Raw genomic sequence first — 24,832 nt, forward strand, 5'->3', positions numbered from 1 at the left:
TATGTTCTTCATTCATTTTTTATTTTTTACTTCTGGATTGCAGATGATTTTTCACAATTTGCAAAGATGATCTGCTAACCATTTTCTGTAATAGCTGAGCTGGTCTGGTGTATGAAAGTAATGTTCGCCGTTTTTCATTACTTCCAGGTGACAATTGAATTTCCTTGAAAAGGAATTCACAATATCATATTCGCAAATGTTATCCTCTTCTCCATAAAGGATTGCAGTGGGATTATCCCATCGAACAATTGGATTTTCTTTAACATAGCAATAGTAATCCCAGTACAATGTTTGTCCTATTGGCGTGTCAATTTCCCGTTCCTTCTTCAATTGTTCTTCGCTTATGTTGAGCCATTTCATCATGTTGTCAATGATACGTTCCATGTTGACAACAGGAGAAAGGAACAAACATTGCTGTAAGGGAAGTTCTTTAAAAGCAAGCAGGCTGAAATATGCTCCCATGCTACAGGCAAATAAGCTGATATCATTGGCTTTTGTTTGTGCATATTCTATTATCTTACAAAGGTCGCTGATACAGTTCTGAACTTTGCAAGGTGCCGTCTCATTTATTCGGTCCCCGTGCTGTGGCAGGTCAAAGCTAAGTACCTGATAACCTAAAGGAACTGTCTCTTCAGCAAGAATGGAAATGGGAATATCGTTTTTATGGGACATGTTTCCATGAACAGCCACAAACAGTTTTCTGTTGTTCTCTCCCCACAGGACAGCCGGGATGTTATCGATGAGTACTTCGTGTTTTTTCATGCTCTTCTTCCATCGGTTAGTAAAGTTTGCAATACTACTTAATATTTTTATAAGACTTATGAAACTCATTGATTCGGTAAAAATATGAGCAAATTTAGCTATCTGTTTGAAATTATATGTTCACAAATCTCCATTACTGATGTTTATTTTTCAGATGGTTATTCTACTATACCAACCCACATACTTGTACAGCGCAGTGCCGATTAGGTATATCTCTTCTTAATTCCAACTTTATTTCAGATAATCAACCGTCTTTCCGGAAGAAGACGGAAAAAGGAAGTGTCATAACGAAGGTAATAGGAATATCCGGGTCACCGATCCCTGACAGCAATACGGACAGGACGCTTAAAGCTGCTCTGGAAGCAACTGGCATGGAAACCGAATTTATTAAGCTTAGTAATCATACGATCAAACCATGTCTGGCATGTCTGAAATGTGTTGATAACAATGTATGTGTCATAGGTGATGATGGAAACGAGATTGCAGAGAAGATTAAAAATGCTGATGCCCTCATTGTTGCGGGTTATACTCCTTACTCTTCAATAGATTCAAATACCAAATCAATGCTTGAGCGTCTTTATTGCCTGCGTCACAAGAACGGCTACATGAGAGGGAAACCCGGCGGTATTATCATTACTTCAGCTATTCCATGTATTCCCGAGGCTCCACCGGTTGCAGAAACTGCCGTGGGTTCTGTTGCAGCTTACATGCAGGAAGAAGGCATGGAAGTTGTAGGTGATGTTAAGATACTGGGTAATGTCCCATGTGTCAGTTGTGGCTATGGCGATGATTGTGAACTCAGCGGTATCAAGATGATCTACGGGCCCGATGCAACTGTGGATTCTGTTGGTATCAATAGTTTTGAGGACCAGCAAGCTCCTATGGATGGTGCAAAGGAGTTAGGTAAGAAAATTGCCTCTTGCCTCAGTTCAAAGTAATATGAAAGTGCCTTTATGTAAAAATAAAACAAATATGTGAATGCTCACCCATTTAAAGAACCCAGTTCTTCATTGTATGTTTCAATGTAGCCTGAGATTTCTTCCGCTTCCTGGTATCTGGCTATGTGGAACGTAGCGTCTCCTTCATGGACGAGTGGCATATTTGTTTTTCCAATTACTATTCCAAAAACCGAGCTTGTAACTTTTGTTTCGATTTCACCGAGAGGGTCATTTATATAGCCCAGAAGATCTCCTTTCTCAACTGAAGCTCCAAGGGGAACAATCGAACGAAAAATTCCACTGTCATGTGCACGTATCCAGCTCGTTTCCCTTGATATCACAGCATTGTAATTTTTCTTCCTGGTCTTTTGCTTCCTCATTTCCAGGCATGACATCACTCCGAGTACACCCCTTACACCTGCCCTGATGGCGACTTCATCAAAACGGAGAGCTTCTCCTGCTTCGTATAGTAAAACAGGTATGTTTCTTTTCTTTGCAGCTTCACGTAACGAACCGTCACGAAGGTCTGTGTGGATAATAACCGGTACTCCAAATGCACGGGCTAACTTTTCGATTTCTTCATCTTCTTCAAGGAATGCACGTATCTGAGGCAGGTTGTCTTTACCTGTTGCTCCGGTGTGCAGGTCTATTACGTGGCTGCATTTATCCACAATTTCCTCAATCAGGATATTTGCAAGGCGGGCTGCCATTGAACCTTTTTTTGATCCGGGAAATGATCTGTTCAGGTCTCTTCTGTCAGGCAAATAGCGGGACTGGGACACAAAACCAAAAATATTTACAACCGGAATGGCAATAAGAGTGCCTTTGATGTTGTTGATTGTTTTATGTTTCAATAAACGGCGAATTATTTCCACACCGTTAATCTCATCACCATGTATTGCAGCGCAGACCAGCAGGCATGGTCCGGGATTACGTCCGTGTATGACGTGAACAGGCATGGAGGAAGCTGTGTGAGTATAAAAACTGGGAATAGGTAATTCTATGGACTTCCTTGTTCCCGGTTGTATTGTCGTGCCTGCTATGGTGATGGGTGGCTGCATTATCAACCCTGGCCTTTGGTTGCGGTTTTACCAAATTTACTGTTTTTCTCGATGTATTCGATAATCATGGATGCAATATCTTTTCCTGTAGTGTTTTCGATACCTTCCAGGCCTGGGCTGGAATTAACCTCCATTACCACCGGTCCGTGGTTTGAACGCAAAAGGTCAACACCGGCAACATTAAGTCCCATTATTTTTGCAGCCCTCACTGCTGTTGAACGTTCCTCCGGTGTAATTCTGATAGTTGTTGCAGTTCCCCCCCTGTGCATATTTGACCTGAATTCACCTTCCGGTCCCTGTCTTTTCATGGAAGCCACAACTTTTCCACCAATTACAAAACAGCGAATATCTGCTCCATTTGATTCTTTTATATATTCCTGCACCAGGATATTCGCTTTAACTCCCATGAAACCTTCAATGATACTCTCAGCAGCTTTCTGGCTTTCTGCAAGTACTACTCCTATGCCCTGTGTACCTTCAAGGAGTTTGATTACCAGTGGAGCTCCACCGACCATGTTAATCATGTCTTTCACATCACCTGGTTTGCTTGCGTATACGGTTATCGGCAAGCCTATGCCTTTTCTGGACAACAATTGCAAAGAGCGTAGTTTATCTCTTGAACGCGTAATTGCTACCGATTCATTTAGGGGGAAAACACCCATCATTTCAAATTGTCGCAGCACAGCTGCACCATAGGATGTAACTGATGCTCCTATACGGGGAATTACAGCATCGAAGTCTTTGAGTTCTTCTCCTTTGTAATGAATGGAAGGATTGTGTGAGGTGACGTTCATGTAAGCTCTTAGTACATCTATTACATGAACTTCATGTCCTCTCTCTTCGGCTGCTTCAATTAATCTTCTTGTTGAGTAAAGTTTACTGTTTCTTGAAAGTAAAGCAATTTTCATCATTAGCCTCTATTTTAGTCCGTAAACAAGCTTTGCATCTTTTTTTCCACATTTATAAGATGCAGCGGCATTCACAACTGCCCGGTTTTCCAGTGCGGTTCTCCCCAGTAGCATTTTAAAACGCATGGTATCACGGTCAGTAAGTGTTAGTTCAATGGTGTAGGAATATGTGTCAATTTCAATAAGTGTTTCGATGACAAAACGCATCTCTTTATGCCCCCCTGAATCGGTCACCTGACGCTTATCTTTTAGAGGAGCAGTACATTCAATAATAAAATCCTGATTTTTCTGTACCGGATGTACCAGAAAACGGACCATGCCAATACCATTCTCTGTGTATTGCTCAATTTCAAAAGCATGTAATGCCGATGTTCTTGCACCTGTGTCAACTTTAGCTTTTATGGCAGGAATCCCAAGCTCTGGTAAACTAACCCATTCCCTCCATCCAAGCGTGATAAGCTGTTCATTTTCATCCATAAAGATATTCCCACAGACTTTAATTATTTGAAAATCTATTTTTGTTAGCCTTATAGGTTTTGAATGTATTTATAGAGAAATCCCGTTCGTACTGTTTGGGGATGTCAAAACAACTAGTAGATAGATGCAAATTCAATGTTAATTGTTATATTTTTCAATGTGTAACTTTTTTAGTCTATGTTATTTAATAACTTAGATCGAAGTGCGGATAAAGGACATTTCCATCCATTCTTTTCATAAAACCCGATTGCAGGTGGGAAAATATCTCCAATAACCAGATGACAACCTTGTGAAGAGAGAAGTCTTTCTCCCTCCTTTAATAACTCCCTGCCAATTCCTTTATTTTGTTCAGACTCTGCAACAACCAGTTCACTTAAATATGCTCTGAAACCGCAGTCATGAAAAGAAGCAAATCCTATAATTGTGTCGTTTTCTTCTGCAACCAGCACATTACCTTCATTGCTACACAAAACTATCTCAACTACATTATCTCTCCATAGCTCTTGCCAGACTCCAGGAATTCCCTTTATAAGATTTGTAATTTGACTTTCATCTGATAAACTTGCTTTTCTTATGATCATTTTTGTAACACTTTGATATTCCTTAAAATTAAAATATTTTTCGATGAGTATAGAAGGTTTATGTCCTGAATATGAGTGAGCTTTTTAAGTTGGAAAAGGAAAGCGTACAGTTTATCCGGGTGGTTCTTTAATTACAGGTGGCTGGGGTCGGATTCTTGAGGAATCCGGAAAAGAGGAGAGTATTTTTGTCGGGAGAATTGATCTCGATAAAACAAAAGAGATCAAACAAAAGGGTTCAATCTTGCAGGATTTAAGAACTGATATTTACTGAGTTGGTTTTGAAATACACCCACAGGTTTATTTTAGTTATATAACCTAATTACCATAGGAGGAGAATTCCATGCCAAGATATTGTAAGATATGTGGAGCAAAAAGTGGCAGATGTAATCATCTGGTAATTGATTTTGGAGAAAGGGAAGAGGAAAAGAGTAAGAAAGAGGATGATTCTCAAAACTCCGATACGCAAAAATGATTGCAAAACCATTTTTTGAAGCTCTTTTGTAAAACGTGATTCAAATGATCCTTAAATTCAAATCTTTAAGTCCTGATATTTCCGATTCTGCTTTTGTGGCTGAAAATGCAACTGTAATTGGGGATGTTGTTCTGGAAGAAGAATCCAGTGTATGGTTCAGTGCGGTAATTCGTGGAGATATCAGCTCTATTCGCGTTGGAAAAAGATCCAATGTTCAGGACAATGTTGTCATTCACACATCAGAAAAGTATGGTGTTGAGATTGCAGATGATGTGACAATTGGTCATTGTGCTGTGGTTCACGGATGTAAAATTGGCAATAACGTACTCATAGGAATGAACTCAACAGTGTTGGACGGTGCGGAGATTGGAGGGAACTGCATCATAGGAGCAAACGCACTTGTGCCACCGGGAAAGAAGATTCCTGCCGGAAGTATGGTTATGGGAGTTCCTGCAAAAGTTGTCAGGCAGCTTTCAGAAGATGAGATTCTGGGAATAAAAGAGAATGCAGCCGTTTATGTCAAACTGCTGCGAGAATACAAGGGAATGGATTGAATATAACCGTAAATGATGTGCAAATGGCACTTTAGAGGCCAAAGCGCACCATTGCTACAAACATAAGTATTCCGAATATGAAAAGGGCTCCGAATAAAAGGACCATTTTTTTTCTGAGTTCTCTTTCCTTTGGAGTAAGGGGTCTTAACTCATCTTCATGTTTCTTCTCATTTCGGGTTCCCATAATTGTTCCAATTACAAGACCTATCATATATCCCAGGAATATATTGTTCAGAATTAACGCTACAGGAATACCTATTGCAATACCAATAGCAAGCCACTGTCCCATATAGTGGCCTTTGGGGTATTTCCCTGTACGCTTGTATTCTTCCTTCTTGAGCTTGAAAGCAAAATACGACATTACAAGTCCTGCAAGGAGTATTACAAGGATTATGATCAAAAGAATTGAATAATTCATAACTCTGCTTTGTTTCCTTTTACTTAATAGTTAACGGATGGAGCTGTAAAAATGAAATTTCAGGAAATATTAATTTCATTTTACCTTTATTTTACAATCTTCACTGCACATATTTCTGATATACTGCTCCACTGAATCGTAATTTTGCGGAGTGCAGAACACAATACTCTTTTCTGCAAATCCTGCTTTAAGGGCAATTGTTTTAGATTTAGGGTAAAATGTAGCTTTTTTTACCTTTTTCCATTTAATATCCTGGTTCTGATGTGAAGCTGCCAGCAGTCCGGTACCGGCAGCACCTGGGTTTCCTGTAAGCAGTCCGGCAAATATTAACAGGAAGTTAATCTTACTGTTCTTAGCTTTCTGGTTTTCTCTGGTGATGGTGCTTATGCCTTTGCTGTCAAGGTTATAGGTAAGCATGTATTTGTTACCGTAATATGCAATAATAAATAGTGCTGTAAAAAGGAACAATATCCCAATTAAGATCAGTGCATATTTCGCATCCCTGGCATTGCTGCTTGTGGAATACATGCTTCCGCTCAGAAACGATGGAAGCATAATCAGTGCTACAATAGTCGCTGTTATCAGCGTGGTAATTCCAAGTACTTTCAACAATTCGTTGAGTATGAACTTATTAGTCAATATTGAAACATCAATGTCCCATTCAATATTTTTCTCGGAACTCATTTTTCATCCAGCCTTTGATTCTTGTTTCAAAAAGATAAGGTTTATTTCCAGCACACCGGCTGCTTGATTCCCTGCCAGAGCCGTTGGAGTTGCAACCTTTTAGCTTCTTCATACCTTCTCCACAAAAGGTAAAATCCAAATATTGCCACAGAAACCTGGCCGGTAAACACATTAAATACTGTAACAGGGAACAGTGACAGGACATCAGGTAGTCCGTTCCATAATCCGTGGAGGGCAGCCACTGTAATGTATGCTCCGATGACTTTGAGATTAATGTGGAATCTTCGGGGTCCGCTTTCCCTGAACATTGTGCTTACAAGTATTGCTGTCCATGTTCCATGCCCGATTGGTGCGATTACTCCTCTTATCAGTGTTATAAGCACTGTTTGTGAGAGGCTTCCACCGCTGTTGAGAAATGCAGTAAATGCATATCCTGTACTTTCCAGAGCCGCAAACCCCATTCCTGAAGCAGCTCCAAGTATAAGTCCGTCCATTTCAGAATCATGGAAACAGCGTCTGGCAATTATTATTACTCCGATTATTTTGGCAAACTCCTCGATAAGTCCCACTTCAAAAGAGTAAAATAAAGATTTTTGTGACAGGAATATTGGTTCTAGGGTTGCTGCTGCCAGTACTCCCAACAGTCCTCCGTAAAAAAATGCCCATGCAGTTGTTGGCATGTCCAGTTTGCTCAGATGTCTTCTCTGGTAGAAGAAAGCAACATAGGTAATAGGCACAAGGAAATTCCCAAGCATTACAACAGTAGGAAATATGTTAGTATTACGGGTTGCAGCAAGTGCAACAACACCGAACACATAAAGAACCAGTCCACCGGTGAAAACTTTAAGCCATGAAAGTTTTCTTTTGTTTTCAATATTCTCATAAGACGATTGCTGTTCAGCAACTGTGTCATCCGGTAGTTTTTCAGGGTTTGTACTTTCCATTTTATCCCGATACCTTAGTTCTCCGCAATAGCATATTGTATAGTATATCAAAGCTTATTTTTATTTAAAGGTACTTTGGTGTATATCTGCAAGGGGGTTGCAGGTTAACGGCTAACTCTAAGCCGGCAGCGTTAATCTGTATGGATCTATGGAGATATCAATATGTCAGTAAAGGATGATACATTATCAGAATGGGAACGGAAACAGCTTCTTGCAGCCTTACATGCCAGGCTTTTCTGGGTAGGTGAAGAGATTCCATATTCCGTAGAAATTAAAGGCAATAAATGCAAGTTGCATGAACTTGTGTGGCAACTGATAAACAAGGAAAATCTCACTGATGAAGATAGGAATCATATTGATAAATACATTAGCTATCTCAGGGAAAAAGAACAGGAAGATGAAACAAAGCTCAAAACCGAGAAACTAACAAAAAAAGAAGCAAAAGCCCTTTTTAATGAGACCAGCGGCATTTTAAGAGCTATTATGGATCTCAGGGAAATAGAGGATGGAACGGTCAGGGAAAAAGAGAAAGAGTTCCATGATCTCTTTTCCAGAGAAAGAGTAGCTGAAGCACGCAGATGGCTGCGGTTCCTGCATGATTCTGGTAGCCTGGAATGAATTTTCATTTCTAATTTTTTTATATTATGGCATTTTAGTAATCTCAATGCTGGATATACTACCTATAATAATGTCCGGTTCAGTGGCAAAAGCATCAAGCAGACCCTGTGTAAGCAGGTCATTTACATATCGTCTCTGCTTTGTATCCACGACATATCTCAGATGCATCTCTATCCTGTCACTCTCGATGAACAGGAATATCTTTGTATCAACATCATATGATGTAAACATGTATTTTCGTTCCATGCTTGCAAGTTCTTTCTTAGAGTGTTCGACATAATCCTCGATTAGTGAGTTTGTGGTTTGCAGTGCAATGTCTCTTGATTTTTTCCAGTCGCTTTCGGGACTCAATATTATTGTGACCTCGTCCCATATAAAGGAAAAATCACGTGTGTAGTTCTTCACAGTGCTGTCAAGAACAAAACTGTTAGGCATTGTGAGGATCCTGCCTGTATATTGATCCCCATCAACCCATTCTCTGATTTCCATAAGGGTTGTATGGAAATAATTTATATCCAGGACATCTCCATAACAATCGCCCACCTGTATCCGGTCTCCTGCCTGAAATGTCCTGGAAAAAAGGATGACAATACCTCCGGCAAAACTGCGGAAAACATCCTGTAATGTAATGACAACACCCGCGCTTAATATTCCGTAGGCTACGATTAATGTGGTAGTCTCTTTCAGGAAAACTATCATTATGGCTCCGGCAGCCAGCAGAGTGATTATGACAGATACGACCTTACGGAGTGTGTACCTGTTCTTAGTGTCGTGAACCTGTTTTCCTATGATATTTTCAATAAGGGAATTCACCAGGTATGCAAGCATTATTATGACTGATGCCTGTATGAGTTTCAGTAGTGTGTCCCCATAATTAGATGCGATAGCTGTGAAGTAATTTATGTACGAAAGTGCCAGGATGATAAAAGCAAATACGATAATTCCGATGTAGTTTCTCCCACTCACATACTATTCTTGATTTCAATCTTATATGAGTTTAATCTGTAGTTTTTGTTATCACTTGTCTTATGCAGAAACAAAACTACCTCATAATGATGATTATGATTAGATATAATTGTGTAGATATATTTAAATAGTATATTGTGATTGTAGGTAATGCAGTCACAGCCAAAACACAGGCAAGTGACTGGTAAATGTCCCAAAATGGTACGATATGGACATCATCAAACCCGCTAAAAAACGAATTGGATTGCACAGGAATGTGGGATGAAGATATCCCCCTCAATATCTTCTATGTTGCACGCACCCACATTCCATTTGTCAATCAGGAGTATGAGCAAAGGCAGGGAGTAAAACAGCATTCATCAGAATGCGGGGTTATTGTCATTTCATTTACTCAGTGCCTTAATTTTCCTATTATATTCTTTTTGCGCTTTCATACATCCAGTTTGCGTCGTCTTTTCTTCCCATGAGCTCAAGCACATATCCAAGGTTCTCAAGGGTGATTGTCACATATGATTTATATGTCATGTTTTCAGGATTCTGATCCATGATTGATGCGTATGAACGAAGTGCATTTTCATAGCTCTTTTTCGCTTCACCATACATTCCTGCATTCAGGAAAAAGGCTCCCATTCCATCAAGCACACCTGCATGGTCAAGTTCATATTCAATATTGGAAGGATCAGCATTCATAAGGTTCCTGTAGGTTTCAAGAGAAGTGAGGAATCTCTGCTCAGCCTCATTTGCAATTCCGGCACCGACTGCCAGCTCAGCAAGTCTTGTGTTAAGCGCTGCAATCCTTTCAACAGGATACATATTTTCCGGTTCAAGAGCAGCAAGTTCTGAATATGCTTCAAGTGCGTAGTTACACATATAACCGGATTCTTCGGTCTCACCTTTTTCGGACAGCGTATATGCAATTCCATCTATTACCGATGCCTTGTTAAATAATATTTGGATGTTATCCGGGTGTTTTTCTACAAGAACATTGTATTTTGAGAGTAAGAATTTCAGGGTTTCAAGTTTTTTATCAATCTGTTCATTTGAGGCAGACATTTCCATCTTCTCAAGCAGTTTTATGATTTTTGGAATGTACCTGCCTGATTTCTCATTTTCCTGAAGTTGTTCATAAAGGTCAAGTGCTTCTATCAACTGTCCCATTGCAACCATTATATCTGCTTTTTTACCCTGTATCTCTTTAATTCTTCCTGCGTTCTTACCTTCCAGATCAGGCATAATGCCAAGCAGCTCAGTCCTGATTTCAAGAATACGGTCATATTCTTTACTTATAAATTCAACATCGCCGATGTTGTCTGCTTTCTTTTCAAGCTCTAAAAGGATGATATCAACACGATCTGAAATTTCCTTTCCAGTCTCTCCACTTTTTATAAGTTGCATATAGCTTATCAAAGCCTCATCATAGCGCCCAAGATCAAATTGTGCCATTGCTGTGTTCTTCAGAACCTCATTCATCTTTGAATCATCTCCAGTTGCGTGCTTTACGGTTTCATATATGGATAAGGCCTTCTTGAAATTCTCAAGGGCTTCAGGATATTTTTTTTCTTCGGCAAGGATAAGTCCTGTTTCTCTGCATATGTCTGCACTGATGAGTCCAAGCTCAAGGTTATCCTGTCCGGATTTTCCAATTTTATCTCCAAGTTGTCTGTATAGATTAAGTTTTGATTCATTCTCTTCTTCAAGTTCCGCAAGAGACATCAAATCTTCAATAATAGCTACTGCAGCATGGATTGTACTTTCATCATCAATTTCATTTTGAAGGACATTTACAACAATATCTACTGATTCTCCTATATTTCTAATTGCATCTGCTATATTACCGGATTCTTTCAGCAGATTGCCGATGATATCCAGTGAGAAAGCCACATTTAGCTGGTATGATGTGTTTTCAGGTTCAGAGGCAAGTATCTTTCTTGATTCTTCAAGTATAAGTCCATACTTTTCCATCAGTTTTTGGTTTTCTTCTTCTGATTCCAGGAGCCTGTTCATGTCCCTCAGGATGCCAATACTAATCTTTCTGCCGGATTCTGCCTTTTCTTCATTATCAATAAACTTTGAAGCAATTTCCAGTGCCTCTTCCAGTTTAGAGAATGCTGCATCTTTCTGTCCTTCATTTTCAAGCACATGGGCGCTGTTTTGCAGTATGACAGCAACTTTCATGGAGTTTTCTCCTTCATTTTCTGCTTCTTCCATGTACAATTGCAGGAGTTTTTCGTATTTTTCCTTCTCCATTTCGGATGCGTTTTCCAGAGGAATGTTCAGCAAGTTTTCACGAATGGTTTTTTTCTTCTGCAAAATACTGTTTTCATCCTGAGTTTCCCTGTCCATCCCTTCCTGGAGTTTAAGAGCCTCGTCAAAAGCATCAAATGCCCTGTCATATTTTCCGGTTTCAGCAAAAAGGGCACCCATATTATTCAAAGTAGATACCATGTTGGCAATATGAGAATTATTTGATGGGTCTTTCTGTACAAGATCCCGGTAGTTCTGTGCTGCAATGGAATAGCGGTCACCTGCTTCAATTCTCCTTCCTGTATTTTCAAGTGCAAGTGCCATATTACTGAACATATTTGCTCTCTGTTCAGGCAAAAGGAAATCCGGATCATTTTCAACAATATCTGCAGCTTTTATATATCTCTCCAGAGCTTCCTCTTTTTTTCCCTGTGAAAATAACAGGTCTGCATATGTCTGCAACACTGCAACCTCAATTTGTGGTGAATCCGCTTCCTTTGCCTGCTCAGCTGCCTGTTTTAAAATCTCCAGTGCATTTTCATGCTGTCCTTTCTCAATGAGGCTTACTCCTTTGTTGAAGTGCCTGTATGCCATATCTCTTGCTCTTTTGGACATATTGCTCTCGGTTTATTTGGTGATGATAAAGTAAACTAATGAATAATCCTATTTATTTCTCAAGGAAAAATAATATGGAACGATTTAATTGACCCTGCTTTTTAGGTGAAAGTATCTATATAATAGTAACCCTGTTACGGGTTACATTAATAAGCTTTTCCTGAAAAGCCTCTTTTGTCTCCGAATCCACTTCTACTGTAAAAGAAACAACTTCTGTGTAATCTGTTTTGATTATGGATCCATACTGCTCGGCAAGTCTGGATACAGTATCCATGTCAGAATAATCGGATTCGATTTTTACAACTGTTTTGTCAGTAACTTCAATGATACCTGCGTTTTCAATAGCTTCAATAGCAGCTTCCCTGTAAGCTCTGGCAAGTCCACCAAATCCCAGTTTTATGCCTCCGAAATATCGGGTAACTACAACTGCAACATTACTCAGTTCCTTCATCTCAAGTATTTTGAATACTGGCTTGCCTGAACTGCCTGCAGGTTCTCCGTCATCATCATACTTTATTGCAAGCACATTATCCCTGTTAATAAGATAAGCTGAAACATTGTGGTTCGCATCATTATGGCGCTCTTTGATGCCGGTAACAAATGTTTTTGCTTCATTCTCATTCTCCACCGGAGTGGCATAGGCAATGAATATGGAATTCTTTACTTCTTTTTGAGCTTGTCCGGGTTCTTTTAATGTTTTAAAACCTGTCAATGTTCTGTCTCCATTTCATCACATTAATATATGCTCAGCACTATAATAGTCAGTCACCATGAACAATTTAAATTAGATATATGTAAATACTTTCAATTACTATATCAGGTTATAACTATTAGTGTACAACTTCTCTTAGTCAGGTAATGTTATGGATTTAAAAAACTCTGTCCTCGGCATAATACTCCTGTTGGCTTTGGTTTTTCTTTGTCCCTTAGCTGACAGTCTGGGTCAGGAAGCTGTGGAATTTAACTCAATTGCGGTTTCGATGACTGAAAATGGCTCGTATAATGAAGCTATCGTATATTATGATAAAGCGCTTGAAACAGAACCCGGTTACATCCAGGCTCTTGATAATAAGGGGTCCACCCTTTACCTGATGGGTGATTACAGCGCTGCATCAAAAGTATTTGACCGTATTCTTTCAATTTATCCTAATTCACCTGCAGCCCTTTTCAAAAAAGGTCTGGTTCTTTCGAGTCAGGGTCAAAACGAAGAAGCAATTGAATATTACGACAGGTCACTTGTACTTATCGCCAATGAAAGTACATCAGATTATGAGAATGTTTTTGATGTCGGTATTTTTTCATTAATTGATATTTCAGATGCTTCTGCTTCTCCTGAAATTTCATTTGACCCACGGCTTCCAAGTGTCTGGTATCAAAAAGCAGTTTCTCTTGAAGCCCTTGGAAGACATAATGAATCTATATACTACTATGATCAGGTCATTGATATTGCAGATTCCCAGTCATCAGAATTCTCAATGACTGCATCCGGTTTATATGAACTGAATAAGTACAACGATTCAATTGAATATTATAACAGAGCACTGGAAATAGAACCTGACAATTCAAAATACTGGTATGGAAAAGGACTTGCCTATGATGGACTGGGTGACTACCAGGCAGCTCTCTCTGCTTATGATGAAGCAATCTATTATGATTCCGAAAATATCAATGCAATCTATAACAAAGCCGTTGTCCTTGAGAATCTTGGCCAGCCAGACCTTGCGGTACTGCAATACAATGCTTATCTGACACTGGATCCATACGCAGTTGATATCTGGTACAAGATGGGAACTACCTATGAAGAACTTGGAGACTATGATTCTGCACTTAAAGCCTACAACCAGGTGCTTGTATACGAACCTGAAAACGGGGAGGTGTGGACCAGAAAAGGTGATGTTCTTGACATACTCGGAAAATACCAGGAAGCTATAGAGGCCTATGATAAGGCTCTTCTGGTGGGAACTGATAACAAAGCATCAGGTACATATGGTGCAGGAGCCGGACTCTTTGGAGTGCCTGTCGAAGTATCCGACTGCTATTCAGAAACACCGGAGTTTGATTCGGATTCTGCTCTTCTCTGGTACAACAAGGGTCTTGCCTTCTATAAAATGGCTAATTACGAAAGTGCAATAGAGGCATTTGAGAATGCAGCTGCAACAGAACCCAATCATCCTCAATTATGGTACTACATGGCAGTTTCTTATGAGAATCTTGGGATGTATGAGGAAGCTGTAAATTCATACGAAAAAGCGGTGAAGGTGGACAACTCATGTCCGAGAATGTATTACGATCTTGCACTGGATTACGATCGTCTTGGAGAGTTCAGCTCTGCACAAAAGGCTTACACCAGGGCAGTGCAACTGGAACCCAATTTTACGGCAGCATATTATAACAAAGCTCTTGATCTTGATAATCTTGAAAAGTACGATGAATCAGTAGAAGTGTATTCAAAGGTTCTTGAACTTCAGCCTACGTCCATTGATACATTGCTCAGGAAAGGCAATGCATTGAATGAGATTGGTGAATATGAAGAAGCAATTGCCAGTTATGAACAAATACTACAGATTGATCCAACTCACGCCGTAGCAAAATTCCAGCTTGATGTTAACAGGGATATTCTTGAAAGTGCAAACAGGACTTCTTCCTCTTATGCTGTTCCTTCAACACTGTTTGGTGTAATGAGTGATGATGTTTTCAGTTCTGACATCTTTATCTGGTATTCATCAAATCCATTCGAAGATTCTTATTTTACAAGTTTAAATGATGCTGAGATTTTGGGTAATATAGTTACGTATGATGATGTGTGGGTCTCCAGGGGTTCAACCCTTGAGAGGATGTCCATGACAGACCAGGCAGTAGAATCATACACAACAGCTTTACTTTTAAATCCATCATCGGCTGAAGCCTGGGTAAATCTGGCATCATCTTATGATAAACTTGGTGATTATTCAAATGCTATTACCTGCTATGAGCAGGCAGTGTTGCTTAATCCATCTGATCAGGATGCATGGTATAGCAAAGGTCTTTCTCACTATAACAATGGTGATAACCAGTTAGCTGTGGAATCATTCTCAAAAGTACTCCTGCAGGATTCCGGTAACCTTGCTGCTCTCTATTATGAGGCAATGGCTTATGATAATCTGAATATGTACTCTGAATCTCTCAAATCCTACGAGGCTATACTCAAAAATGATGCCCAGAATACAGATGTCTGGTATAAGGCAGGTTCAGCAGCATACAAGCTTGGGCTTTATGAGAAATCTATCGACTCTTTCAACCATGTACTGATGTATGATCCTACTAACATATCCGTTCTTAAGATGCAGAGTAATGCCGCATTGGGTCTTGGTGATGATGAAACAGCACTTGGATATTATGACAGGATACTTGAAGTAACTCCATCTGATTCAATTGCACTTTTTGGAAAGGCATCCATATATGACAGCCTTGGAGAATACGATGAGGCAATTGCAACCTATGATAAGATACTGGAACTTGAGCCCACCAATGTAAAAGCACTGAACAGTAAAGGTTTCACTTATTATCTTATGGGTGATCTCGATGCTGCTACAACTTCCTTTGAAGCAGCAGCGGCAGCAGATCCGACGAGTGCTTCAGCATGGTATCACCTGGGTACAATTTCCTACATGAGAAGCAGTTACAAGGGTTCAATCTATTACTATGAGAAAGCTCTGGAACTTGACCCCACATGCATTACTGCATGGTATAACAAAGGTTTTATCCTGAACGTAATGGGTGATGTATCCGATGCAGTTGAATGTTATGATAAGATACTGGCAATTGATCCGGAATCAGAATCCGCCCTTTACAATAAGCAGTTTGCTCTCTATCGTATTGGTAAATCCGTAACTGCCGATGAGACAAAGGCAAAACTCGATTCAATCGATCCTGGGTTTGCAGCTGCTCTTGATGACAGGGGTACAAAGTTCTTCCTGCCGGACACATATAGCGACACTCTGGATTATGAATTGCCATCCAGATGGTATTCTGATACAATGGACACCACTGAGAACAGCACCGCAGGAGATGGTCCGGTTCTGACAGAATATGAGCATGACTGACCTTGTCACATAAGCTTTATTGTAGATAAGGTCAATTACAGACCATGCTCAGTTCCCTTATTTTTGATATGGATGGCGTGCTTGTGGATTCTATGCCATATCATGCCGAGGCATGGATGCAGGTATCCCGTGAAGTGGGTGCCAATGTAACTTCTGAAGATATATACGAAATTGAAGGTGCCAATCACAGGCTGGGCTTGCAATGGCTTTTTGAGAAAGCAGGTGGAAATATTGATCCGGCTAAGTACGATACTATTTTACAGAGGAAAGTAGAGATCTTTACAAGCATCGCTGATGTTAAACCATTTGATGGAATGGCAGATTGCTTGAAGGCGATGAAAAACAAGTTCCAGCTGGCTGTTGTAACAGGTTCTGAGCGTGTGACAGTTGAGTCTTTCATGGATAAGTTCTTCCCTGGTATTTTTGATGTAATAGTTTCCGGTGAGGATGTCCATTATGGAAAACCATATCCTGAGCCATATCTCAAAGCTGTTGATCTACTTGGAATAGAAAAAGAAGAATGTCTTGTGGTTGAAAATGCCCCAATGGGCGTGGAATCTGCAAAAAGAGCAGGTCTTTATTGTGTGGGCGTACCAACATACGTTTCTCCGGATAAGCTTTCACAGGCGGATATTGTGTTAAAGGACCATTCATCATTAACAGATTATCTGTATCGCCATCTTCCTGACTATTCCCAATAATTTCAGATTATTTTTCATTTACACGTTAATGAATTGTTGAAAAGCTTAGATTAGTAGTTGTTCGTAAGTTTTTAAAATACCATAGTCTATATTATTCAGTATGGAAAATAAAAGCGAACCTGACATGAAAGCTGCATTACAGGATAATCTGCAAAGTCTGAAAGAGAGTTTCATTGAGACTCCGAGCATGGAGTTTCTTCTTCAGATAGTTGCCACCTATCACGGACTTGAGATGACAGAGAGGGGAATTGGCTTTGCAGAAGCAATTCTTATGCAGATAGAGGATGAAAAGGAACGGCTTATTCATACATCAATGGTCTTTGAGATGGTTGATTTCAATGATGATGCGCTCGCTGTTTTAAGTGAAGCCATGGAAAAATATCCTGACGATGTACAGGTAAAGAATCATCATGGTATGCTTTTGAATAAGAGCTCAAAGTTTGAAGACGCACTTTCCATTTATGAAGAATTACTGGAAATCAGTCCAGAATCACTTGAATCACTTTCAGGTAAACTGATAGCTCTTATAGGTCTTGGAAGACATGGTGATGTGCTGAAATTGTATAAAACCTCGATTTCCATAACTCCTTCATCACCTCAGGACTGGCACTTCAAAGGTGTTATTGATGGTCTTCTTCGGGATTATTTTGACCGTGAAAAAGGAAAATCAATTACAGAAGGGCAGGCAGAGAAGTTGTCCAAAAGCTTTGATTCAATAACTCACATTATGGACGGCCTTGGTCCGGAAGTTAGCAATTTCTATATGATGGGCAATTTTGCAGGTAAAGAGATTTATCACGAAATGCTGGATAAATAAAATATGAATTAAAAACTTGAGGGCAAGTTCCTCAAGTTTTTGCAAGGAATCAATATATTAGTTTCCGTTTTGTGCCATGTATTTTTAAATAGTATCCTTTTCCGGAAAACAAATCTCTTTTTAGGGTAACTTTTATAACAGCTTTTTCCTCATTATTTATATGGACAAGTATAGTGTAAAATGCCTGCTGTGTGGCGAAGTTCATGACCATTACTCCCTGAATTGTAAAAACGGGGACCAGTCTCTTCTTCGTGCATATTACACAGCAAAACAGTTAATTCCAACTGACATGCCAGGTATCTGGAAATATTACAACTGGCTTCCTGTTGACGGTATTATTGAGGAAGGCTCCGGCAGGACTGTTACTTACAAAAGTGAAGTCCTGGCTTCTGAACTGGGACTCGATGACCTATGGATAGCTTTCAATGGCTACTGGCCTGAGAAAGAAGCAAATTTAATGACATGTACTTTCAAGGATCTTGAATCATTCCCGACAATGCAGAGAATCAGGGAACAGGAAGAAAAGAGAATAATGGTTGTGGCATCCGCAGGAAACACTGCAAGGGCATTTGCCAATGTTTGCAGCATAACGGGACAGCCACTTCTTCTTGTGGTCCCAAAGGAAAGTGTCCACAGATTATGGACTTTACACGATAATAATCATTCAGTCTGCCTTGTAACAGTTGAAGGCGATTATTTTGATGCGATTTCCCTTGCAGGCAAGATTGCTGCAAGAGATGGATTTGTTAATGAAGGCGGTGCCAAGAACGTAGCCAGACGTGATGGCATGGGTACGGTTATGCTTGATGCAGTACTTACATCCGGTAAGCTCTTTGACCACTATTTCCAGGCGGTTGGAAGCGGGACTGGCGGAATCTCCGCATGGGAAGCTTCACTGAAATTGCTTGATGACGGCAGGTTCGGAGAAACTCTTCCAAAGCTCCATTTAGGTCAGAGTCTCCCATGTGCACCTTTGTATTCTCTATGGAAAGGTGTTGATGCGGTAGACGCTGCATGTCCTGAAGGAATGTATGATGATGTTCTCTTTAACAGGAAGCCACCTTATGCACTGAAGGGCGGTGTGAAAGACGTAATTGAAGCAAGCGGTGGCGATATTTACGCTGTAACCAACGAGGAAGCATCCGCTGCTCAGGAACTTTTTGAGAAGTCAGAGGGAATTGATCTCAATCCTGCTGCTGCGGTTGCAGTTGCAACACTTGTACAGGCGGTTGAATCCGGAGCAGTAAAGCCCAATGAGAAGATAGTCCTGAACATTACCGGTGGCGGTCAAAAACGCCTGATGCAGGATTATGAATTGAAACAATTACCTGTTTCACTCGAGGTATCGGCAAAAGATGAAGATGCCGAAGACAAGGTAGTAAAAAAAGTATCAGAAGTATTTGGAATTTGATGATTGGTGTGAAAAATGAGTGAAATAATCAACCTTACCATTTTAGGCGGTGTCAACAAGGATGGAGCTGACGAGCCTATAAGATCAGTGGAAATTTCCCGTGGTGAAATTGTGGGAATTGTAGGTCCGACAGGTTCCGGAAAAAGTACGCTTATTGATGATATCGAGCAGCTTGCCAAGGGTGACACCCCAACAGGCAGGACAATTCTTGTCAACGGTGAAAAACCTGATGCAAACATACGTGTTGACCCACGCAAGAAACTTGTTGCCCAGCTCTCCCAGAATATGCATTTCCTTGCAGACATGACCGTTGAAGAATTTCTGCAAATGCACGCACGCAGCAGGGGTAAGGACGAAAGCCTTGTCTCAAGGGTTATTGAACTTGCTAACACACTTACAGGTGAGCCAATTGCTCCACACCACCACCTCACAGCTCTTAGCGGTGGGCAGTCCAGGTCACTCATGACAGCAGATATTGCGGTAATAAGTGATTCACCTGTGGTTCTTATTGATGAAGTTGAGAATGCAGGTATTAAGAAACAGGAAGCTCTCCAGTTGCTTGCAGGCGAGGGTAAGATCGTTGTTGTTGTTACACACGATCCTGTACTTGCACTTATGTCCTCACGCAGAATTGTCATAAGGAACGGCGGAATGGTTGATATTATCACCACAAGCCAGGAAGAGCAGGATGTCTGCTGCAAGATTAGCGAAGTTGATAACTGGCTCATGTCCCTGAGGGAAACCATCAGGCGTGGCGATATTGTGGAGCAGGTTGCATGAAACTGGTAGTACTTGCAGGCACACCTGGTTCAGGAAAAACCTCTGTTCTCTTGCACACCATCAAAGCTCTCATGAGGAATGAGAAACGTCCTGCAGTTGTCAAGGTAGACTGTCTCTGGACTGATGATGACCAGCGTTTCAAGAGGCTTGACATCCCTGTGCATGTAGGACTCGCCAAGGACATGTGTCCTGATCATTTTACTATTTATAATACCGAGGAAATGCTCAGGTGGGCAGCAGCAGAAGGTGCTGATGTCCTGTTAAGTGAAACAGCAGGACTTTGCCTGCGCTGTGCTCCATATCCTGATGAATGTCTTGCTGTATGTGTAATTGACGTTACAACAGGTCCTAACACTCCTCTGAAAGTTGGACCATTACTTACAACTGCTGACATAGTTGTCATGACAAAAGGCGACCTTGTTTCACAGGCAGAGCGTGAGGTTTTCAGGGAACGTGTACTTGAGGTAAATCCCGGATGTAACATCGTTGAAGCAAACGGACTGACCGGCAAAGGTGCATTCGAACTTGCAGAACTTATCCGCTCTGGACCCGATGCTGTTGACAATATGCTCCTGCGTTACAACCCGCCACTTGCAATTTGCTCTCTCTGTACCGGTGAAACAAGAGTTGCAAGAAAGCATCACATGGGAGTCCTGAGAAACCTTGATGGTTTCATGGAATACAAGGGGGAATAACCCTTGAGTGAATTTGAAAAACTGCTTCCCGGTTACAACTGTGGAAGCTGTGGTTTCCGTCAGTGCAGGGATTTTGCAGCAGAACTAGCTGAGAGCAAAAATGCTGAAGATCTGAATAAATGTCCATTTCTAGCCCGTGACAATTTCAAGGACAATGTGGATAAGATCCTCGCGCTCCTTGGAAAAGAGATTCCAATGGCTGAAAAGATAGTCGGAATTATCGATGGCTTGGAGGCAGATTTCACACTTGCACCTCTGCGGGATGAATGTTCATGCAGGGAAGATATCCATCCTTTTGACGGTTCTATTGAAATAGAAGTTGGAGACATACTTCGTTACAGGCCACTGGGATGTCCCGTAACTCACTTTGCAAAAGTCATTGACAAAGTACCGGGAATATATACAGTTCACATGGTAGGGCCGCTTCACAGGCTTGGAGATGATGATTTCAAGTTCAAGGATGTTGGTCTATGTATGATACTTGCCTTTGATGGCAAAGTTGCAAAGGGCAATATCCCCAAAGTCGGCCAGACAGTACGTTTCGTACCTGAATACTGCATGATGCAGAAAGTTCACTCCGGCATGGTTGTTGGAGTTGAAGGAAAGAACGTGCGTATTGAAGCTATTGATCTTAAAGTATGGTAAAGTATAGTATAATTTGGTGATGTCATGACAGTTTCCCCAGAAGTTCTCACTCCATCTGAATCTGTATTCAAAGGCATAAAGGGTGCAGGAATTGATTTTATTGTTAGTGTTCCCTGCGCCAATCTCAAGGAACTGATTCCAATGGTTGATGAATCTCCCGGAATTCTCCATCTTCCGGTAACCCGTGAGGAAGAAGGTGTGGGAATCTGTGCAGGAGCTTACATGGGCGGGAAAAAAACCGCAATGCTCATGCAGAATTCCGGACTTGGGAATTCAATCAATGCTCTTGCTTCACTGAATCAGCTTTACAAGATTCCACTTTTGATGATAGTGAGTCATAGGGGCGTTGAAGGCGAACCAATTGCAGCTCAGGTTCCAATGGGCGAACTCACTTCAAAGTTGCTTGATACAATGGAAATCCCATATTTCATGCCGGAGAAAGATGTTGACCCGGCAGACCTAATTGTTAAAGCATGGAATACGGCAGTGGAAATGAAAAAGCCGGTTGCAGTACTTTTACCAATTCCATTCTGGAGGAAACAGGCATGAAGCGCATAGATGCTATCAATGAGATTGCGGTAAAGGTTAAGGAAAGCGGTGCCCTGCTCATAGGCAATATCGGAATCCCATGTAAAGAGCTCCATAATGTTTGTGACATCCCGACAAATTTCTACATGCTCGGTTCCATGGGACTGGCTTCTTCAATAGGTCTCGGTCTTGCACTTGCACGACCTGACAAAAAAGTTGTTGCAATAGATGGTGATGGTTCCATTCTCATGAATATGGGAACTCTCGCAACTATAGCTACACAAAGTCCTGATAATTACCTGCTGGTAATAGTTGATAACGGTGCTTACGGTTCAACAGGAAACCAGCCCACTGCTACGTCTGTTGTAACTGACCTTGCAGCAGTTGCAAGAGGTGCCGGTAACAGGGATGTATTTGAAGTCTCTACTCCTGAAGGACTCAGGGATGTGCTGAAAAGCACAGATAAAGGTATCATTGTTGCAAAAGCAGAGCCTGGAAATACTGATGCACCGGTAATTGAAATGACACCTGAAGTAATAATTAAGAGGTTTATGGAGAAATCGGCTCCTTAAGCTTCATCTGAGTTCAAGTGATTATTCAGGCCAATAAACCATTCTGATGTTGGCATGGATTATACTTATTTTATCCAAAATTTAATCTATTGATGCTGTTTTCAATGGTTTTTGTACCGAACCGTGAACGTCAATTTTGGATAACTATAATCTATTAATTCTATACTTAGTGTACAGTTTAATCAATGGCCATAATTATTAAATATATTTAAAAATAATTTTGCGATGATGCATTGGTATAATATGGATGGGGTCTAAACTAAGTTTTATTTTGTAAATTTTGAGGAAGGATAAAATGAATCTTCAGCTGAATAAATATGTATATATATCATTATTCAGCGCTGCCCTTATTTTCTGTGCAGGCTGCATATCCCTTCAAGACAATAGCACAGAACAAATAGAGTCAAATGGGGCTGAAATAAGCTCAAACACTATCGTAGAAAACAGACTTCCAAATAGTTCTGATGAATATGATATTGCATCTGCGAATAATGAATTTGCATTTGAGATATATACTGACATCAAAAATACGAATAAAAATGTCTTTTTTTCACCATATAGTATTTTCACTGCAATGGCTGTTTGCTACGAAGGTGCCCAAGAATCTACAAAAGAACAAATTGGGAATGCCTTTAATTATCCGTCCAATAACTCCATTCTTGAAACTAGTTCAAAAGAATTAATGGACACAGTAAACTCAGATGAAAGTGATATGAATACAGCAAATGCTCTCTGGGTGCAGGAAGAATTTCCTCTGAATAAACAATTTGTTCTTAATACAAAGACCTATTTTAATGCTAATGTAACAAATCTTGATTTTGATGAATCTGAGAAATCTGTAAGCATCATTAATGAATGGATTAAAGAAAAAACAAATGGTAAAATTGACAATGTGATTGATTCTATAAGCCCAAATACACCAATAATTGTCACAAATACGATTCACTTTAAGGGGGAGTGGGTATATGAATTTGATGAAAAAGATAATGAGGAATATGCATTTTATACTTCAAACGGAGAAAATCCATCTGTAGAAACAATGTACAATTCACAGCATTATAACTATGGCGAAAACCAGAATGCGCAGATAATAGAATTACCTTATCATGGTAATTTATCGATGTACATTATTCTTCCAAAGGAAAAAAAGATGTCCAATTTTGAAACTATTTTTTCAAATGAGGAGTACAATAACCTTAAATCAACAATGGATTCTGAACATCTAGTAAATTTATGGCTACCAAAATTTACATTTGAAACAAAATATGATTTGTCAGAACCACTATTTGACATGGGAATTGTGGATGCATTTGGGCCTTCTGCAAATTTTTCAGGTATATATAATACAAATATATCATCAGGGAATTATTCTCTATTTTTGGGAAAAATAATTCACTTGGCTGTTATTGATGTCGAAGAAAAAAGCACAGAAGCTGCTGCAGCAACAGTTACTTCCTTTACTGGAAGTCCTCCTCCCGGAACAGAACAATCGGAAATTGTAGAGTTCAAGGCTGACCATCCGTTTATGTTCCTGATTGAAGATAATAGAAACAATTGTATTGTATTCATGGGCAAATTGGAAAAACCTACTTCATAATATATTGAATAGTGGGATTTTGCTGTAGCAACTTGGGTGAGACCTTAAATCTCTCCCTTTTTTATTACAAAAGAGGAATGTATGTTATCAAAACCATCTAAAACAATAATTGTGCTGAGTATACTACTTTTATCTTTGTTTACAGTCTTATATTTTAATTTTGACAAAATTAATAACAACATTGAAGATGATTCTGAGAATGATTTTATTGTTGGCCCTACCCCTCCAGAAGTTATGCTCTCCTGGTACATGCCTTCTGATTTAGTAAATAAAGCTGTTAACCAATCGCCATATTTCCCTTCAATCTCCAAATATTCAGGTTCGGTAAACTATACCAGAAGAACTATGATGACAGTATATTACTTTGATGATTATGACGATCTGGAAATTGGGGAACAGGAGTTATACAATTATCTGGAAGAACATGGAAACTTGCAAGATGGAACAGTAGACATTACCGAGACGCTTGAAGAAGTGGGTAATGATAACACTATATATGGTCCAACCGAGCTTAATGTAAGTCTCTATGAAAGTAATGAAACATCAGGCTATTTTGCAGTCATCATTGAGCCATTTATGCCGAATCAAAGTGAGTATTATGTGATATATTATGGCACAAATGGAAAACCGATTGACGAACAAAATGAAAAGATTAAAAGACTTATTTCAAGGGAATACTCAATGATAAATAAAAACGGATATGTCAGAGGCTTGCAGAGCTATAGATAACCTGACATTTCTATTTTACAAAAAGTTTCCAAC

Annotated in this window: 27 protein-coding genes; 15 read left to right on the forward strand and 12 right to left on the reverse strand. The window is 40.0% G+C overall.

Annotated elements, in window-relative coordinates:
• Positions 1–51: 51 nt before the first annotated feature.
• Positions 52–762 (reverse strand): carboxylesterase, encoded by a 711-nt coding sequence (locus tag V7O61_RS01715; RefSeq protein WP_023844787.1) that lies wholly within the window; start codon positions 760–762, stop codon positions 52–54.
• Positions 763–1,006: 244 nt separating this feature from the next.
• A complete protein-coding gene (locus V7O61_RS01720; protein WP_281170035.1) occupies positions 1,007–1,135 on the reverse strand; it encodes a hypothetical protein in 129 nt (42 codons plus the stop codon).
• On the opposite strand from V7O61_RS01720, the gene V7O61_RS01725 reads away from it, so the two are divergent.
• Entirely contained in the window at positions 1,080–1,700 is a 621-nt protein-coding gene (locus V7O61_RS01725; RefSeq protein ID WP_407283380.1) for a flavodoxin family protein, read from the forward strand. The two genes, V7O61_RS01720 and V7O61_RS01725, sit on opposite strands and share 56 nt — an antisense overlap.
• A 44-nt stretch (positions 1,701–1,744) precedes the next feature.
• On the opposite strand, the gene V7O61_RS01730 is transcribed toward V7O61_RS01725, so the two are convergent.
• The 4 genes from V7O61_RS01730 to V7O61_RS01745 all read right to left on the reverse strand — a co-directional run bounded on the left by V7O61_RS01730 (position 1,745) and on the right by V7O61_RS01745 (position 4,727).
• Positions 1,745–2,761 (reverse strand): succinylglutamate desuccinylase/aspartoacylase family protein, encoded by a 1,017-nt coding sequence (locus V7O61_RS01730; protein WP_023844785.1) that lies wholly within the window; start codon positions 2,759–2,761, stop codon positions 1,745–1,747.
• Positions 2,762–2,763: 2 nt separating this feature from the next.
• Positions 2,764–3,669, reverse strand: coding sequence for a 30S ribosomal protein S6--L-glutamate ligase (gene rimK, locus V7O61_RS01735; RefSeq protein WP_023844784.1), 906 nt, complete (start codon positions 3,667–3,669; stop codon positions 2,764–2,766).
• A gap of 9 nt (positions 3,670–3,678) precedes the next feature.
• Positions 3,679–4,146, reverse strand: a complete 468-nt coding sequence (locus tag V7O61_RS01740; protein WP_023844783.1) for a RimK/LysX family protein — start codon at positions 4,144–4,146, stop codon at positions 3,679–3,681.
• A 170-nt stretch (positions 4,147–4,316) separates the two neighbouring features.
• Positions 4,317–4,727 (reverse strand): GNAT family N-acetyltransferase, encoded by a 411-nt coding sequence (locus V7O61_RS01745; protein ID WP_023844782.1) that lies wholly within the window; start codon positions 4,725–4,727, stop codon positions 4,317–4,319.
• Positions 4,728–5,067: 340 nt separating this feature from the next.
• On the opposite strand from V7O61_RS01745, the gene V7O61_RS01750 reads away from it, so the two are divergent.
• Positions 5,068–5,199, forward strand: a complete 132-nt coding sequence (locus tag V7O61_RS01750; protein WP_023844781.1) for a hypothetical protein — start codon at positions 5,068–5,070, stop codon at positions 5,197–5,199.
• 44 nt (positions 5,200–5,243) lie between these two features.
• A complete protein-coding gene (locus V7O61_RS01755; protein WP_023844780.1) occupies positions 5,244–5,753 on the forward strand; it encodes a gamma carbonic anhydrase family protein in 510 nt (169 codons plus the stop codon).
• Positions 5,754–5,784: 31 nt separating this feature from the next.
• On the opposite strand, the gene V7O61_RS01760 is transcribed toward V7O61_RS01755, so the two are convergent.
• From V7O61_RS01760 to V7O61_RS01770, 3 genes are all read right to left on the reverse strand, one after another.
• Positions 5,785–6,171 (reverse strand): hypothetical protein, encoded by a 387-nt coding sequence (locus tag V7O61_RS01760; protein WP_023844779.1) that lies wholly within the window; start codon positions 6,169–6,171, stop codon positions 5,785–5,787.
• Between the two features lie 75 nt (positions 6,172–6,246).
• The gene (locus V7O61_RS01765; protein ID WP_407282945.1) at positions 6,247–6,855 is read right to left on the reverse strand and encodes a hypothetical protein; all 609 of its coding nucleotides are present in this window, start codon (positions 6,853–6,855) and stop codon (positions 6,247–6,249) included.
• A gap of 41 nt (positions 6,856–6,896) precedes the next feature.
• Entirely contained in the window at positions 6,897–7,799 is a 903-nt protein-coding gene (locus V7O61_RS01770) for a PrsW family intramembrane metalloprotease (RefSeq protein ID WP_288068419.1), read from the reverse strand.
• Between the two features lie 162 nt (positions 7,800–7,961).
• On the opposite strand from V7O61_RS01770, the gene V7O61_RS01775 reads away from it, so the two are divergent.
• Positions 7,962–8,417, forward strand: coding sequence for a DUF5788 family protein (locus V7O61_RS01775; RefSeq protein WP_407282944.1), 456 nt, complete (start codon positions 7,962–7,964; stop codon positions 8,415–8,417).
• Positions 8,418–8,441: 24 nt separating this feature from the next.
• On the opposite strand, the gene V7O61_RS01780 is transcribed toward V7O61_RS01775, so the two are convergent.
• From V7O61_RS01780 to V7O61_RS01790, 3 genes are all read right to left on the reverse strand, one after another.
• Positions 8,442–9,383, reverse strand: coding sequence for a mechanosensitive ion channel family protein (locus V7O61_RS01780; protein WP_288068424.1), 942 nt, complete (start codon positions 9,381–9,383; stop codon positions 8,442–8,444).
• Between the two features lie 411 nt (positions 9,384–9,794).
• Positions 9,795–12,242 (reverse strand): tetratricopeptide repeat protein, encoded by a 2,448-nt coding sequence (locus tag V7O61_RS01785; RefSeq protein ID WP_407282943.1) that lies wholly within the window; start codon positions 12,240–12,242, stop codon positions 9,795–9,797.
• 115 nt (positions 12,243–12,357) lie between these two features.
• Positions 12,358–12,954: a YigZ family protein gene (locus V7O61_RS01790; RefSeq protein ID WP_407282942.1), complete on the reverse strand. Its 597-nt coding sequence runs from the start codon at positions 12,952–12,954 to the stop codon at positions 12,358–12,360.
• Between the two features lie 151 nt (positions 12,955–13,105).
• Here V7O61_RS01790 and V7O61_RS01795 point away from each other — a divergent pair, with 151 nt between their 5' ends.
• The 11 genes from V7O61_RS01795 to V7O61_RS01845 all read left to right on the forward strand — a co-directional run bounded on the left by V7O61_RS01795 (position 13,106) and on the right by V7O61_RS01845 (position 24,799).
• A complete protein-coding gene (locus V7O61_RS01795; RefSeq protein WP_407282941.1) occupies positions 13,106–16,324 on the forward strand; it encodes a tetratricopeptide repeat protein in 3,219 nt (1,072 codons plus the stop codon).
• A 44-nt stretch (positions 16,325–16,368) separates the two neighbouring features.
• Entirely contained in the window at positions 16,369–17,025 is a 657-nt protein-coding gene (locus tag V7O61_RS01800; protein ID WP_407282940.1) for an HAD family hydrolase, read from the forward strand.
• Positions 17,026–17,125: 100 nt separating this feature from the next.
• Positions 17,126–17,842, forward strand: a complete 717-nt coding sequence (locus V7O61_RS01805) for a tetratricopeptide repeat protein (protein WP_023844770.1) — start codon at positions 17,126–17,128, stop codon at positions 17,840–17,842.
• Positions 17,843–18,002: 160 nt separating this feature from the next.
• On the forward strand, positions 18,003–19,253 hold the full coding sequence (locus tag V7O61_RS01810; protein ID WP_407282939.1) for a cysteate synthase: 1,251 nt from the start codon (positions 18,003–18,005) through the stop codon (positions 19,251–19,253).
• Positions 19,254–19,268: 15 nt separating this feature from the next.
• On the forward strand, positions 19,269–20,033 hold the full coding sequence (locus V7O61_RS01815; RefSeq protein WP_407282938.1) for an ATP-binding cassette domain-containing protein: 765 nt from the start codon (positions 19,269–19,271) through the stop codon (positions 20,031–20,033).
• Positions 20,030–20,728: a GTP-binding protein gene (locus V7O61_RS01820; protein ID WP_407282937.1), complete on the forward strand. Its 699-nt coding sequence runs from the start codon at positions 20,030–20,032 to the stop codon at positions 20,726–20,728. The genes V7O61_RS01815 and V7O61_RS01820 overlap by 4 nt, the downstream gene beginning before the upstream one ends.
• Positions 20,729–20,731: 3 nt before the next feature.
• Complete coding sequence (locus tag V7O61_RS01825; RefSeq protein WP_407282936.1) at positions 20,732–21,373, forward strand: (Fe-S)-binding protein; 642 nt, start codon at positions 20,732–20,734, stop codon at positions 21,371–21,373.
• Between the two features lie 24 nt (positions 21,374–21,397).
• Positions 21,398–21,922 carry a sulfopyruvate decarboxylase subunit alpha gene (comD, locus tag V7O61_RS01830; protein ID WP_407282935.1) on the forward strand — a complete coding sequence of 175 codons (525 nt, stop codon included), beginning with the start codon at positions 21,398–21,400 and terminating at the stop codon, positions 21,920–21,922.
• Positions 21,919–22,473 (forward strand): sulfopyruvate decarboxylase subunit beta, encoded by a 555-nt coding sequence (gene comE, locus V7O61_RS01835; protein WP_407282934.1) that lies wholly within the window; start codon positions 21,919–21,921, stop codon positions 22,471–22,473. Before comD ends, comE begins: the two co-directional genes overlap by 4 nt.
• A 295-nt stretch (positions 22,474–22,768) precedes the next feature.
• Positions 22,769–24,070 carry a serpin family protein gene (locus V7O61_RS01840; RefSeq protein WP_407282933.1) on the forward strand — a complete coding sequence of 434 codons (1,302 nt, stop codon included), beginning with the start codon at positions 22,769–22,771 and terminating at the stop codon, positions 24,068–24,070.
• Between the two features lie 81 nt (positions 24,071–24,151).
• On the forward strand, positions 24,152–24,799 hold the full coding sequence (locus tag V7O61_RS01845; RefSeq protein WP_407282932.1) for a hypothetical protein: 648 nt from the start codon (positions 24,152–24,154) through the stop codon (positions 24,797–24,799).
• Positions 24,800–24,832 lie beyond the last annotated feature (33 nt).

This window comes from Methanolobus sp. WCC1, from assembly GCF_045690315.1.
Lineage (GTDB): Archaea > Halobacteriota > Methanosarcinia > Methanosarcinales > Methanosarcinaceae > Methanolobus > Methanolobus tindarius.